Source organism: Paraburkholderia sp. BL23I1N1 (assembly GCF_003610295.1).
In the GTDB taxonomy this organism is placed as follows: domain Bacteria; phylum Pseudomonadota; class Gammaproteobacteria; order Burkholderiales; family Burkholderiaceae; genus Paraburkholderia.
Map to the genome: position 1 here is coordinate 1,006,641 of NZ_RAPV01000001.1, position 13,800 is coordinate 1,020,440.

A 13,800-nucleotide genomic window follows, 5' to 3' on the forward strand; every position below is an offset into this window, starting at 1 on the left:
GGCCCGGCTCAATTCGCCGGGCCCGTTTGTTTTATGACGCGTTTGCGATGCGATGCGATTCGACGGGGCGGAGCGGTAGGCAATCAGGGTTGCCGCGAGCCGGACAGATTTTCACAGTCTCCGGCCTGGTCAGTTAGAATTTCGGTATTCAGCGAACCTTGGGGCTGCGATACCGCACAGGTTCCAATACCCGGCACGGGTTCTCATTGCAGGCGATGCAGCTTGTACACGTTTGTGTAGCATCGCCTCACTTCATTACGGCAGTAGCTCAGCTGGATAGAGCATCGGCCTTCTAAGCCGAGGGTGGGGGGTTCGAGTCCCTCCTGCCGTACCAAGATTCTAATTAAAAATCAGTCACTTGCGACAATATCAGCTCGACTGTGTGAGTTGAGAAAGTGCCCGTAGTCACAAATCAGTGTGACTACGGTGTGACTGATTCTAGCTCAGCCATTCATGTCTGCGGCCTAACCTTTCCGCACCGACAACATACCCCATCGGCGTCGTGCGTCAGGCAAATTGAATTTTGCAGGGCCGACTAGCGTAGTGCGCCTCACATGCGCGCGTGGAGGGCTGATTTCGGCGGGTTCCCATACACGCGCCGCCAGCCAGGGACGTTATGAAAAAGACCCTGGTGGGGGTAGTGGTTGCCGGAAATTTTCCGGTCATCTTTTCGGACGCAGGTCGTTCGAAAGGGGCGCGGAATGTCTAATAGGACAGATGATATACAGCAGACGTAAACCTTAGCACCTTGGGCCGTCCACGGTGCAGGGTTTCACAGACCAGCGACACCGCGACTTAGAGTAGATGGCATACAGGTGCGGGTATGGGAGATCGAAGATGAAAGTCTTAGTGATTGTGGTGCTCACATTGGCTACGGTGATAACCGGTGTCGCTGCGGCACCGCCTCTACCGTGAAAGTGGCTGCCCATGAAGCCGGCCAGACCCGCGCGGAAGTCTACAAATCCGTGCGGCAGATGACGGCGCTCGGCAAGCAGTTGTTCTTCGACGCATCGCTGTCCGGCTCGGGCAGGCTGGCGTGCGCGTCGTGCCACAGTCCCGATCACGGTTTTTTCGCCGGCGAATTCGCTGTCGGTGCAACTGGGCGGTAACGACATGCACCGCACCGGCATGCGCGCCGCGCCGACGCTCAAGTATCTGCAATCGGTGCCGGCGTTCGCCGAGCACTATCACGAGTCGGACGACGAAGGCGACGAAAGCGTGGATGCCGGGCCGACCGGCGGTTTGACATGGGACGGCCGGGTCGACCGCGGCTCGGATCAGGCGCGCATTCCGCTGCTGTCGTCGTTCGAAATGGGCAGCACACCGGCGAAGGTCACGGCGGCGGTGAAGGCCGCGCCGTATGCTGACGCGTTCCGCGCGGCATTCGGCGAGCATATTTTCGATAGCGACGACGCCACCTTCAAAGCCGTGCTGCAAGCGTTGGAAACGTTCGGGCAGACGCCCGAGCTTTTTTATCCGTACACCAGCAAGTACGACGCGTATCTGGCCGGCAAAGCCCAGCTGACCCAGGCAGAGCTACACGGTCTGCAAGTCTTCAACGACGAAAAGAAGGGCAATTGCGCGAGCTGTCACATCAGCCAGCGCACCATGGACGGCGCGCCGCCGCAGTTCACGGACTTCGGTCTGATTGCGATCGGCGTGCCGCGCAACTGCGCGCTGCCGGTGAATCGCGATCCGCATTTCTACGACCTCGGCGCATGCGGGCCGGAGCGGACCGACCTGAAGGGCCGCGCCGAGTTTTGCGGCATCTTCCGCACGCCGACGCTGCGTAACGTCGCGTTGAAGAAGCGGTTTTTCCACAACGGCATCTATGAGTCTCTGGATCAGCTGCTGCGCTTTTATGCGCAACGCGACACGAATCCGGAAAAGTTTTATTCGGTCTCGAAAAGCAAAGTGCAGAAGTTCGACGATCTGCCGCAGCGTTACTGGGCCAATCTGAATACCGATCCGCCGTTCGATCGCAAGCCGGGTGACAAACCGGCGCTCGACGAGGCCGAAATCAAGGACATGATCGCGTTTTTGAATACGCTCACGGATGGCTATAAAGCGGAAGACAAACCGGGACATAGTGCGGCCGCGAATTGATCGCGGCGTGAGGGCTGCGCCGATGGTTGAGGCAGCCTAGGCTGCCGCGGTCGTGATCAGTTGCCCGCGCCGGCAAGGATGTAATAGCAGCCGGCGAGCAACAGTGCGAACGACACCAGAAGGCATGCAGTGCCGACGCGTGTCAGCAGATTTGGCCAGCGTGCGCGGGGGAGGTTGTCCATTTGCACGATGCGCCGCGCAAGACCGGGGTCCCGGCCGATGGCGAACGGCACCAGCGCGACGGTGAAGGTTTCGAGAGTGAGCGAGATGTCCATGAGGCGGCGTTGGAAGCTTGGTCGGCGCTATTGCGCAACAGACCTATCTTAAGTAGACGTTTCATAAGAGGATATGAGACTCGTCCTAAAATTCTGGCAGCCCTCGAGCCGTTCGATCCCGATTGACGGACCGGATGCTACAGGCTCCCGCGGAGCGCTGCGAAGCAGCATCCAGGCGGTTAGCTTGAGGGCGACATGCTATGCTTTTGGGGTCCAGATCACGAGCCGCCGTGAGCGCGCTCGAGTCAGCCGAACCACTCTTCGAGGAGAACCCTTCATGTCGATGCGAATCCGTGCCTTGTTTCATCTCACAGTCGGCGGCCTGCTGCTTGGTGGCGCCATCGGCGCACAAGCGGCGAACCTCGGTTTTCTGAACGACACGCCGATGAGCTACATGAAGCAACGCGAGGTCGATTCGATCAAGACCGCAGTCGTGAGCGCCTTGAATGACAAGCAGGACGGCGAAAGCGCGAGCTGGGTCAACGAAGGCACCGGTAACAGCGTGAAGATCGACGCGACGATCACGGTCGCCAGCACTGCGAAGGACGGCGATCGCACCTGCCGCGACGTCGGTGTTGTGCTGAATGCGAAAGGGCAGTCGATGAACCTGCGTCCGCAGTTCTGCAAACAGGGCAGCGGCAACTGGCAATTGCAGAAAAAGCACTGAGTGTGCGGGCCGGTATGACCACGTGCGCCGGCTTGCCGCCGGCGCGGTCTGAAGCCGTGCGTCCTTGCGACGCGTTGCATCGATGAGCGCACGGGTTGTCTCATGTGGCGTCGTCCTGCTCGACCCGGGCGGGCGGGTGCTGCTCGCCCATGCAACCGAGACGTCTCACTGGGACGTTCCCAAAGGGCACGGCGAAGAGGGCGAGGCGCCTCACGACACGGCCTTGCGCGAGCTGGTCGAAGAGACCGGCATTGTGATCGAGCCCGAGCGTCTGAAGGATCTCGGACTGTTCGTCTATCGGCGCGACAAGGATCTGCATCTGTTCGCGGCGCGTGCGACTGCCGATGAACTCGATCTGACGGTGTGCACCTGCATGTCGATGTTTCCGCGCCGCTCCGACGGCACGCTGATTCCCGAAATGGACGCCTACCGCTGGGCCGCGCCGGACGAGGTCGAGCGGTACGCGAGCCGCAGCCTCACACGTCTCTTTCAGACCACGCTTTCACTCGCGGAACTGCATCGAACGCTATAGCGGTGGACCGGATGTTTCGCTGCGGGGCGGAAGGCGCCGGCAACCGCAACGGGTAGGTACGCGCGCCGCGCACTGCCCGTGCGCTCAGTCGAGTGCGTGGTCGTTCGGATGCGCGAACAGCGTGCGATTCTGTTCCGACAGCGGGAAATTCAGATTGATGCCGTGTGGAGGAATCGGCTGCGTGAACCACTGGTTATACAGACGTTCCGCGTCGCCGGCAGTCTGGCCGCGTGAGATGACGCCGTTCACGAGCGCGCGAAGCGGTTCGTCGCCCTTGCGGAACATGCAGGCGTAGACCTCATAGCCGAGCGGCGTGCCAGTCACCACAAAGTCTTCGGGGTGCGGGTCGGTTGACTTGAAGCCGTACACGATCGGCTCGTCCATCACGAACGCCACGGCCCGGTCATCCTTGAGCGCGTTGAATGCCTCTGGATGATCGCGCGCGCTCGTGATGCGCATGTTCAGGTGCTTCTCGGTATTCAGGCGGCGCAACAGGCGTTCGTCGGAGGTGCCCGCGGTCGTCACGACCGTCTTGCCGGCCAGGTCCGGAAAATCCGTGATGCCGCTGTTTTTGCGGGCGATCATGCGTACCGCGTATTGGAAGAAGCTGTTCGAAAAGGCGGCCAGATTTTCGCGTTCCACCGTGTGCGTGGTCGAACCGCATTCCAGATCGATCTGGTTGTTGAGCAACATCGGCGTACGGTTCGACGACGTTACCGTGATTTCGTGCACTTTCAGTTGCGGCAGGCTGAGCGTTTTCTTGATTTCGTCGACGATCTGCAGCGCAATGGTTTGCGAGTAACCGACCGTATGCTGGCCGTCGAAGTACGAGAAGGGAATCGACGCTTCACGCACGCCGAGTACGACGACACCGTCGTCGTGGATTTTCTTCAGTGTGCCGGTGAGTTCTTCCGCATGGGCGGGCCTGGCGAGCGACGTTGCGCCGAACACGGCCAACGCCACGAGTGCGCAACGCATGCTGTTTGAGATATGTGAGATGTGTGAGCTATTTGAGAAAAGGGGCATGCGTGTAGCAGGAACGGTACGCGTGTGACGCGTGCCTGGTGCTGCGCCCCAAGCTCTCGCCCCGTGGCGGGCTGCAACTTTCATCGGGCCTCCCGGACTGGCGCGTGCGCCTGTGCCGCGCTGTCTCTATCGATGGAACATCGTGAAATGAAACGGCGTGCATCCCGCTCACGAAATGCACGCTGTATTCAAGGTCAGATGCGCTTCGCGCTGTAATGGCTCCAGCTTACGCCGGCTTGCCCCAACTGTCGCGCAAGCTGACGATGCGATTGAACACGGGTTTGCCCGGTTTCGAATCGACGCGGTCGGCGACGAAATAGCCGTGGCGCTCGAATTGATAGCGCTGGTCCGGCAGCGCGTCGCGCGCACCCGGTTCCAGGTAGGCGTTGACCACGCGCTTCGAATCCGGATTCAGCGCTTCGAGGAAGTCGCGGCCACCGGCGTCCGGCTGCGGCTCCTTGAACAGACGGTCGTAGATGCGTACTTCGGCCGGGCAGGCGCCTGTCGCGCTGACCCAGTGAATGTTGCCCTTGACCTTGTAGTTGTTCGCGCCTTCGGTGCCCGATTTGCTGTCCGGAAAGTAGTTGCAGTGGACTGCGACGATGTTGCCGTTCTCGTCTTTGTCCGCACCGGTGCATTCGATCACATAGCCGTAGCGCAGGCGCACCTTGTTGCCCGGGAACAGGCGGAAGTAGCCCTTCGGCGGCGTTTCGGTGTAGTCATCGCGTTCGATCCACACTTCGCGCGAGATCGGGAACTCGCGAACGCCCTGTTCCGGATGATGCGGGTGGACCGGGGCGCTGCACGCCTCGGTTAGGCCTTCCGGGTAGTTGTCGATGATCAGCTTGAGCGGGTCGAGCACAGCTGCAATCCGCGGCGCCTTGTCGTCCAGATCGTCGCGCAGTGCGCCTTCGAACACGCTCATGTCGATCCATGAATCGACTTTGGTGACGCCAATGCGCTCGCAGAACAACTGGATCGCTTCCGGCGTGAAGCCGCGGCGGCGCACACCGACGATGGTCGGCATGCGCGGATCGTCCCAGCCCTCGACGTGGCCTTCGGTCACCAGTTGCAGCAGTTTGCGCTTGCTGGTGATCGCGTAGGTGAGGTTCAGGCGCGAAAACTCGATTTGTTGCGGCAGCGGGCGCGTGAAAATTCCGGCCTCGGCCAGCTCGTTCAGAATCCAGTCGTACAGCGGACGGTGGTCTTCGAATTCGAGCGTGCACAGCGAATGCGTGATGTTTTCCAACGCGTCCGAGATACAGTGCGTGTAGTCGTACATCGGGTACACGCACCACGTGTCGCCAGTGCGGTAGTGATGCGCGAAGCGGATGCGGTAGATAACCGGGTCGCGCATGTTGAAGTTCGGCGACGACATGTCGATCTTCGCGCGCAGCACGTGCTCGCCTTCCTTGAACTCGCCGGCTTTCATGCGTCGGAACAGGTCGAGATTTTCCTGCACCGAACGTTCGCGGAAGCGCGACGGTGTGCCGACTTCGGAGGCCGAGCCGCGGTTCGCGCGCATTTCTTCGGCCGACTGGCTATCCACATACGCCTTGCCGCGTTCGATCAGCAGTTCGGCGAATTCGTACAGTTTGTCGTAGTAGTCGCTGGCGAAGTAAAGCTGTTCCTTGCCGCCTTTTTCCCATTCGAAACCGAGCCAGCGCACGGAGTCGATAATCGAATCGACGTACTCGACGCTTTCCTTTTCCGGATTCGTATCGTCGAAGCGCAGATGGCACACGCCGCCGTAGCTGCGCGCCACGCCGAAGTTCAGGCAGATACTCTTGGCGTGACCAATGTGCAGGTAGCCGTTCGGCTCGGGCGGGAAGCGCGTTTCGACGCGCTGACCCCACTTGCCCGTGCGGTTGTCTTCGTCAATGATGTTGCGGATGAAATTGGATGCCGCTGGCGCGTCGTTGCGTTCGGTATTCATGCGAGAAGGTGAAAGTCGGTCGGGGCGCGCAATGCGCCCACTTATCCGTCAATTCTACCTGACGCATTCGCTCGCGGCAGGCGAGTGCGGCGCACAGCCAACGTTTGAGCGGTTTCGAGCGGTTTTTGGGGCCGGGCGGGATCCTGCAAGCCGTGTTTAAGCTGCTGTAACAGGAGGTAAAACGTTTTGTTGGCGCATGCGCCAGCGGCTTAGGATGCGGGCGGCGCGTTCTCCACCCGCCGCGCACGGTGAGCCTGTTCGCCCGTTGATTTTTTCCGGCGCCGTTCCTCTGTCCATGTCGCGCACGCCAGGCAGCCACGTTGCCTACCCGCGCCCCGCTCAACCTGCTTTGGGTTGCGCTGCCTGCGCTCTGTCGTGCAGCCCGCCAGCAGCGCGGGCGTTCGCGCAGGCCGCCTCATCCATTGGGCCATGTTGCACGGACGCTGTCCGTTCTTGCAACATGGCGCCGTTAGTTCCCGGAGTTTCTCGGATGCCCATTCCGTCGCATGACGCGCCTCGCGCGCCTTTCGCTTCTTTGTCTTTTGCCCGAATCGTGACGGTTGCGGCCGTATTCGCCGCGTTCACAGGCGGCCTGGCCGCGCCGGCCACCGCGCTCGCGAAAACGCCGCCGCCCAAGGCTGTGCTGGACGCTTCGGCTGTGGCCGTGCCCGATCGCTACAGCGCCGACACCGCGCAGCAGATCTTCGCCGCTGGCGGCAACGCGATGGACGCCGCTGTCGCGATCGCCTTCACGCTGGCCGTGACCTGTCCGGACGCGGGGAACATTGGCGGCGGCGGGTTCATGACCGTTTTCATGGACGGCAAACCCTATTTTCTCGATTACCGCGAGCGCGCGCCGCAGCAGGCGACCCGCGATATGTACGTCGACGATAAGGGCAACCTCGTACCGGGTATGAGCCTCGTCGGCCATCGCGCCGTGGGCGTGCCGGGCACCGTCGAGGGCATGTGGGAAGCGCAGCAGCGTTTCGGCAAGCTGAAGTGGAAGCAGGTTCTGGCGCCCGCGATCCATTACGCCACCGACGGCTTCAAGGTCGAGCCGTGGTTGCAGCAGCGCCACGACACGGTGGCGAAGAATTTTGCCGGCAAGACCAATTTCGACGCCTATTTCTCGAACCTGAAGGCGGGCGCGATGTATCGCCAGCCCGAACTCGCGCAAACCCTTTCGCGCATCGCCAGCGACGGCGGCCGTGAGTTTTACGAAGGCCGCACCGCAGACCTGATCGCCCAGCAGATGTACGGCCACGGTCTGGTTACGAAGCAGGACCTGATTCAATACAAGGCCGTCTGGCGCCAACCGCTCACCACCGATTGGAACGGTTATAAGGTCGTGACCGCGCCGCCGCCGAGTTCAGGGGGCATCGGGTTGATCCAGATGCTGAAGATGAAAGCCGATCTGAAGCAGGCGTTCGATGGCCTCGAGTTGAATTCCGCGCCGTATATCCATCTGATCGCGCAGATCGAAGACCGCGTGTTCGCCGATCGCCAGCAATACATTGGCGACCCTGATTCGTACAAGGTGCCGGCCGACAAACTGACCGATGACGCCTACCTCGCGCAACGCGCCGACGAAGTGAAACCCGACGAAGTGCCCGGCGCCACGGCGGTCAAAGGCGGCCTCGGCGACGCGCTACCGGAGAAAGCGCAAACCACGCATTTTTCAGTAGTCGACAAGTGGGGTAATGCTGTGTCGAACACTTACACGCTGAACGGGTCTTTCGGTTCCGGCGTGGTGGTGGACGGCGGCGGTTTCCTGCTCAACGATGCGATGGACGACTTCGTCACCAAACCGGCTCCCGCCAGTGCGTCCGGCGCAACGGCTGACGAGTTGAATACGGTGGCGCCGGGACGCCGGCCGCTTTCGTCGATGACGCCGACCCTCCTGCTGAAGGACAACAAGGTGTCGCTCGTGATCGGCACGCCTGGCGGCTCGCGAATCCTCACGTCGATTTTCCAGGTGATGACCAACCTGTACGACTTTAATATGTCGTCTGCCGACGCTTTGGCCGCGATGCGATTCCATCATCAGTTGCTGCCGCCGAAAACGATCTACTTTGAGCCGTATCATCCGATCACGGGCGAATTGGCCGATCAGTTGAAAGCCATGGGCTACACGCTGGAAGGGCAGTCGTTCAACGGCGACGTGCAGATGATTCGCGTCGAAGGGACGACGCCCGAACCGGCGGCCGATCCGCGCGGTGTGGGCGTGGGTCGTGTGATGCCTTGACGCGTGGCTTCTTTGGTCCGGCGAGGCGAATAATTGCAGAGACGGACTGCGGAAACTTATTGCAGACGCGCGCTGGATAAATGCACCTGAGCGCACCTCAGAAACGCACCTGAAAATCAAACTGCAACGGGGAATACGATGAGCGGACAAAAACTAAAGGTACTCGTGCTGCCGGGTTATCAGAATTCCGGCGCGGGCCATTGGCAGACGCGCTGGGAAGCGCTCGATCCCGCCATCGTGCGCGTGCAGATGCCTGACTGGGATCATGTGGCGCGCGACGCGTGGTGCCGCACGCTCGACGCCGCAGTGGCCGCAGCCGACTCGCCCGTGGTGTTCGCCGCACACAGCCTTGGCTGTCTGACGGTAGCCTTCTGGGCGTCGCAATACGCGAGCGCAGCCCACCTTGCCAAGGTGGCGGGTGCGCTATTGGTCGCGTTGCCCGATCCCTCCGAGGCACATTTTCCGCGGGATGCCGCTGGCTTCGCGCCGGTCCCGCTTACGCGCCTGCCGTTTGCGAGCATCGTTGTGGCGAGCAGCGACGATCCGTACGGCGGCGTGTCGTTCTCGCAAACTTGCGCGCATGCGTGGGGCAGCCGCTGGATCGACATCGGGCCGCGTGGCCACATCAATGCCGACAGCGGGCTCGGCGATTGGGACGAGGGGCGGCGCTGGCTGGCTTCGTTCGGCAAACAGCGGTAGGCCCTTCATTTGCGCTGATGCGCTGATTCGGCGGGCGTTCGTCGCCCGCCAAAACATGCCGGCATGCGTTCGCCGTTCGGCCACCCTCAAATCACCGACTGCTCCCGCAGCCTGGCAATCCGGGCCTCGTCATAGCCCAGCACTTCGCGCAGAATGCCCTCGGTGTGCTCGCCGAGCAGCGGCGGATGGGCCAGCGCTTCGGGCGGCGTGCCGGTCATATTGATCGGATTGCGCACCAGTTTGACCGTGCCGCCCGACGGATGCGGCAGATCGACCTGCATGCCGCGCGCCACCACCTGCTCGTTCTCGAACACTTCGTCCAGATCGTTGATCGGCCCACACGGCACACCGGCCGCTTCCAGCGCCGCGATCCATTGCTGTTTGCCCTGCAGTCGCACCATGTCTGCAAGGATCGGCACGAGCGTGTCGCGATGGCGCACGCGCGCCGGGTTGGTCGCGAATCGCTCGTCATTGGCGAGTTCGGGGCGGCCGCCCACCTCGACGAACTTGCGAAACTGACCGTCGTTGCCGACCGCGACGATGATCCAGCCGTCGCTGGTCTGGAAGGTCTGATAGGGCACGATGTTCGGATGCGCGTTGCCCCAGCGTACGGGCGGCTGGCCGCTCGCCAGGTAATTCGAATTCATGTTGGCGAGCATGGCCACCTGCACGTCGAGCAGCGCCATATCGATGTACTGGCCTTCGCCCGTTCGGTCGCGGTGCGTGAGCGCCGTGAGCACGGCGATGGTCGAATACATGCCGGTCATCAGGTCGGCAATCGCGACGCCGGCCTTTTGCGGGCCGCCGCCCGGCTGGCCGTCGCGCTCGCCGGTAATGCTCATGAAGCCGCCGATGCCTTGCACGATGAAGTCATAACCGGCGCGTTGCGCATACGGCCCGGTTTGCCCGAAGCCGGTCACCGAGCAGTAGATCAGATCGGGCTTCACTTCTTTGAGCGACGCGTAGTCGAGGCCGTACTTCTTCAACTGCCCGACCTTGTAGTTCTCCAGCACCACATCGCTTTGCGCGGCCAATTCGCGGATGATCCGCTGGCCTTCGGGCGATGCGATATCGACGGTGACCGAGCGCTTGTTGCGGTTCGCCGCGAGGTAGTAGGCGGCTTCAGGCGTATCGGCGCCTTCCGGCGTTTTCAGGTACGGGGGTCCCCAGTGGCGGGTGTCGTCGCCGACTTCAGGCCGTTCGATCTTGATGACGTCGGCGCCGAAATCGGCGAGCGTCTGCGCGCACCAAGGCCCGGCGAGCACGCGTGTGAGATCCAGCACGCGGATATGACTGAGAGCGCCCATATTCTTCAATGTCTCCTTTGTAGCCAAAGCGGCGTGCATGTCGCCGCGGATGGAGGCAATCTTAAGCGATTCCCGCGCGCCGGCGCAGTCGGCCGAACGGCATAGGACGCGCGGCGGGTCTTGCCGTGCCGCTCGCTATCGGACCAAACGCGGCCAAACCTGGCCGAATGGCTAACGGTACAGCGCAGGCGGCGCGCGCGGTCGCCGATCCCGTATAATCAGTCGTTTAAGAAACAAACAGTTGGCGCATCCCCAGGATGCCGCCGGTAACAGCCAGGGAACTGGCAAACCCGTCCCCCGCACGCTATGAAAGCCGCCGAAATCCGCGAGAAATTCCTCAAGTTCTTCGAATCGAAGGGCCATACGATCGTTCGCTCGTCGAGCCTTGTGCCCGGCAACGACCCGACACTGCTCTTCACCAATTCGGGAATGGTGCAGTTCAAAGATGTGTTCCTCGGCGCGGAATCGCGTCCGTATTCGCGCGCCACGACCGCGCAGCGCAGCGTGCGCGCCGGCGGCAAGCACAACGATCTGGAAAACGTCGGCTACACCGCGCGTCACCACACGTTTTTTGAAATGCTGGGCAACTTCTCGTTCGGCGACTACTTCAAGCGCGACGCGATCCACTACGCTTGGGAGTTGCTGACGGGCGTGTACCAGCTGCCGAAAGACAAGCTGTGGGTCACCGTCTATCACGAAGACGACGAAGCGCACGACATCTGGGCCAAGGAAGTGGGCGTGCCGGTCGAGCGGATCATCCGCATCGGCGACAACAAGGGCGCGCGCTACGCGTCGGACAACTTCTGGCAGATGGCCGACGTCGGCCCGTGCGGCCCGTGCTCGGAAATCTTCTACGATCACGGCCCGGACGTGTGGGGCGGCCCCCCGGGGTCTCCTGAGGAAGACGGCGACCGCTACATCGAGATCTGGAATCTCGTGTTCATGCAGTTCAGCCGCGACGCGCAAGGCAATATGACGCCGCTGCCCAAGCAGTGCGTCGATACGGGCATGGGTCTCGAGCGTATTGCCGCGGTTCTGCAGCACGTGCACAGCAACTACGAGATCGACCTGTTCCGGGCGCTCATCAAGGCCGCGGGCCGCGAAACCGGCGTGGCCGATCTGACGAACAACTCGCTGAAGGTGATTGCCGATCACATCCGCGCCTGCTCGTTCCTGATCGTCGACGGTGTGATTCCGGGCAACGAAGGCCGCGGCTACGTGCTGCGCCGAATCGTGCGCCGCGCGATCCGCCACGGCTACAAGCTGGGCAAGAAGGGTTCGTTCTTCCATCGCATGGTGCCGGACCTCGTCGCGCAAATGGGCGGCGCCTATCCGGAACTGAAGGACGCGGAGCAACGCGTGATCGACGTGCTGCGTCAGGAAGAAGAGCGCTTCTTCGAGACCATCGAGCATGGCATGTCGATTCTCGAAAGCGCGCTGGCCGATCTGGATGCGAAGGGCGGCAAGACGCTCGACGGCGAACTCGCATTCAAGCTGCACGACACCTATGGCTTCCCGCTCGATCTGACGGCGGACGTGTGCCGCGAACGCGAAGTGACGGTCGACGAGGCCGCCTTCGACGAAGCGATGGCGCGTCAGCGCGAACAGGCTCGTGCGGCCGGCAAGTTCAAGATGGCGCAGGGTCTCGAATATTCGGGCGCCAAGACCACGTTCCACGGTTATGAAGAAATCATCTTCGACGACGCGAAAGTGATCGCGCTGTATGTCGACGGCGCGTCGGTCAAAGAAGTCAGCAACGGCCAGCAGGCGGTCGTAGTGCTCGACCACACGCCGTTTTACGCAGAGTCGGGCGGCCAGGTGGGCGACCAGGGTGTGCTGGCTAACGCGAGCGTGCGTTTTGCGGTCACCGATACGTTGAAGGTGCAGGCGGACGTGGTCGGTCATCACGGCACCCTCGAGCAGGGCACGCTGAAGGTCGGCGACGTCGTGAAGGCGGAAATCGATGCGGTGCGTCGTGCCCGCACGGAGCGCAATCACTCGGCCACCCACCTGATGCACAAGGCGCTGCGCGAAGTGCTCGGCTCGCATGTGCAGCAGAAGGGCTCGCTGGTCGATGCAGACAAGACCCGTTTCGACTTCGCGCACAACGCGCCCATGACCGACGAGCAGATCCGTCAGGTCGAAGCGATCGTCAACGCGGAAGTGCTGTCGAACGCGCCGGGCATTGTGCGCGTCATGCCGTTCGACGAAGCGGTGAAGGGCGGCGCAATGGCGCTGTTCGGCGAAAAGTACGGCGACGAAGTGCGCGTGCTCGACCTCGGTTTCTCGCGCGAGTTGTGCGGCGGTACGCACGTGCATCGCACGGGCGACATCGGCCTCTTCAAGATCGTGATGGAAGGCGGTGTGGCTGCCGGTATTCGTCGCGTGGAAGCGATCACGGGCGATAACGCCGTGCGCTTCGTGCAGGACCTCGACGCGCGGATCAATGCGGCCGCGGCCGTGTTGAAGGCGCAGCCGTCGGAGCTCACGCAGCGGATCGTGCAGGTGCAGGATCAGGTGAAGTCGCTGGAGAAGGAACTGAGCGCGTTGAAGTCGAAGATGGCGTCGAGCCAGGGCGACGAGCTTGCCGGTCAGGCAATCGAAGTGGCCGGCGTCCACGTGTTGGCTGCAACGCTCGAAGGCGCGGACGTGAAAACGCTGCGCGAGACGGTCGACAAGCTGAAGGACAAGCTCAAGAGCGCGGCGATCGTGCTGGCCTCGGTCGAGGGTGGCAAGGTGAGTCTGATCGCCGGTGTCACGGCGGATGCCAGCAAGAAGGTCAAAGCCGGTGAACTGGTCAACTTCGTTGCGCAGCAAGTCGGCGGCAAGGGTGGCGGGCGGCCGGACATGGCACAAGCCGGCGGCACCGAGCCGGCGAATCTGCCTGCGGCGCTGGCAGGCGTGAAGGGTTGGGTCGAAGCCCAGCTTTAATTCGGACTTGATTGGGCTATACGGGGCGCTAATGTTTTTTGCGTCCCGTGTGGCCCAAGTTGTTTTTACCCTGGTC

At 62.1% G+C, this 13,800-nt stretch carries 9 protein-coding genes, 1 tRNA gene and 1 pseudogene; 7 read left to right on the top strand and 4 right to left on the bottom strand.

Going from position 1 to position 13,800, the window contains the following annotated elements; genetic code table 11:
* Window positions 1–257 precede the first annotated feature (257 nt).
* Both B0G76_RS04825 and B0G76_RS44500 read left to right on the top strand, forming a co-directional pair.
* Window positions 258–334, top strand: a tRNA-Arg gene (locus B0G76_RS04825).
* A gap of 475 nt (window positions 335–809) precedes the next feature.
* A pseudogene (locus B0G76_RS44500) lies at window positions 810–2,106 on the top strand (cytochrome-c peroxidase).
* Window positions 2,107–2,162: 56 nt separating this feature from the next.
* Here B0G76_RS44500 and B0G76_RS04835 read toward each other — a convergent pair.
* Window positions 2,163–2,381 carry a hypothetical protein gene (locus tag B0G76_RS04835; protein ID WP_120290517.1) on the bottom strand — a complete coding sequence of 73 codons (219 nt, stop codon included), beginning with the start codon at window positions 2,379–2,381 and terminating at the stop codon, window positions 2,163–2,165.
* A 277-nt stretch (window positions 2,382–2,658) separates the two neighbouring features.
* On the opposite strand from B0G76_RS04835, the gene B0G76_RS04840 reads away from it, so the two are divergent.
* The gene (locus tag B0G76_RS04840) at window positions 2,659–3,048 is read left to right on the top strand and encodes an RT0821/Lpp0805 family surface protein (protein ID WP_120290519.1); all 390 of its coding nucleotides are present in this window, start codon (window positions 2,659–2,661) and stop codon (window positions 3,046–3,048) included.
* An 82-nt stretch (window positions 3,049–3,130) separates the two neighbouring features.
* Complete coding sequence (locus B0G76_RS04845) at window positions 3,131–3,580, top strand: NUDIX hydrolase (RefSeq protein ID WP_120290521.1); 450 nt, start codon at window positions 3,131–3,133, stop codon at window positions 3,578–3,580.
* A gap of 84 nt (window positions 3,581–3,664) precedes the next feature.
* Here B0G76_RS04845 and B0G76_RS04850 read toward each other — a convergent pair whose 3' ends face one another.
* Both B0G76_RS04850 and B0G76_RS04855 read right to left on the bottom strand, forming a co-directional pair.
* Entirely contained in the window at window positions 3,665–4,558 is an 894-nt protein-coding gene (locus B0G76_RS04850) for a transporter substrate-binding domain-containing protein (RefSeq protein WP_120290523.1), read from the bottom strand.
* Between the two features lie 274 nt (window positions 4,559–4,832).
* Window positions 4,833–6,542, bottom strand: coding sequence for a glutamine--tRNA ligase/YqeY domain fusion protein (locus B0G76_RS04855; RefSeq protein WP_120290525.1), 1,710 nt, complete (start codon window positions 6,540–6,542; stop codon window positions 4,833–4,835).
* Between the two features lie 490 nt (window positions 6,543–7,032).
* On the opposite strand from B0G76_RS04855, the gene ggt reads away from it, so the two are divergent.
* Together ggt and B0G76_RS04865 are read left to right on the top strand one after the other, a co-directional pair.
* Window positions 7,033–8,787, top strand: coding sequence for a gamma-glutamyltransferase (gene ggt, locus B0G76_RS04860; protein ID WP_120290527.1), 1,755 nt, complete (start codon window positions 7,033–7,035; stop codon window positions 8,785–8,787).
* A gap of 138 nt (window positions 8,788–8,925) precedes the next feature.
* Window positions 8,926–9,486 carry an alpha/beta hydrolase gene (locus B0G76_RS04865; protein ID WP_120290529.1) on the top strand — a complete coding sequence of 187 codons (561 nt, stop codon included), beginning with the start codon at window positions 8,926–8,928 and terminating at the stop codon, window positions 9,484–9,486.
* Between the two features lie 86 nt (window positions 9,487–9,572).
* On the opposite strand, the gene B0G76_RS04870 is transcribed toward B0G76_RS04865, so the two are convergent.
* Entirely contained in the window at window positions 9,573–10,793 is a 1,221-nt protein-coding gene (locus B0G76_RS04870; protein WP_120290531.1) for a CaiB/BaiF CoA-transferase family protein, read from the bottom strand.
* Window positions 10,794–11,099: 306 nt separating this feature from the next.
* Between B0G76_RS04870 and alaS the strand changes: the two genes are divergently transcribed.
* The gene (gene alaS / locus B0G76_RS04875; protein ID WP_120290533.1) at window positions 11,100–13,724 is read left to right on the top strand and encodes an alanine--tRNA ligase; all 2,625 of its coding nucleotides are present in this window, start codon (window positions 11,100–11,102) and stop codon (window positions 13,722–13,724) included.
* The last annotated feature ends 76 nt before the right edge of the window (window positions 13,725–13,800 follow it).

Coding starts and splice junctions, on each gene's coding strand:
- B0G76_RS04835 (WP_120290517.1), bottom strand. CDS start 2,381: ATGGACATCTCGCTCACTCTCGAAACCTTCACCGTCGCGCTGGTGCCG.
- B0G76_RS04840 (WP_120290519.1), top strand. CDS start 2,659: ATGTCGATGCGAATCCGTGCCTTGTTTCATCTCACAGTCGGCGGCCTG.
- B0G76_RS04845 (WP_120290521.1), top strand. CDS start 3,131: ATGAGCGCACGGGTTGTCTCATGTGGCGTCGTCCTGCTCGACCCGGGC.
- B0G76_RS04850 (WP_120290523.1), bottom strand. CDS start 4,558: ATGCGTTGCGCACTCGTGGCGTTGGCCGTGTTCGGCGCAACGTCGCTC.
- B0G76_RS04855 (WP_120290525.1), bottom strand. CDS start 6,542: ATGAATACCGAACGCAACGACGCGCCAGCGGCATCCAATTTCATCCGC.
- ggt (WP_120290527.1), top strand. CDS start 7,033: ATGCCCATTCCGTCGCATGACGCGCCTCGCGCGCCTTTCGCTTCTTTG.
- B0G76_RS04865 (WP_120290529.1), top strand. CDS start 8,926: ATGAGCGGACAAAAACTAAAGGTACTCGTGCTGCCGGGTTATCAGAAT.
- B0G76_RS04870 (WP_120290531.1), bottom strand. CDS start 10,793: ATGGGCGCTCTCAGTCATATCCGCGTGCTGGATCTCACACGCGTGCTC.
- alaS (WP_120290533.1), top strand. CDS start 11,100: ATGAAAGCCGCCGAAATCCGCGAGAAATTCCTCAAGTTCTTCGAATCG.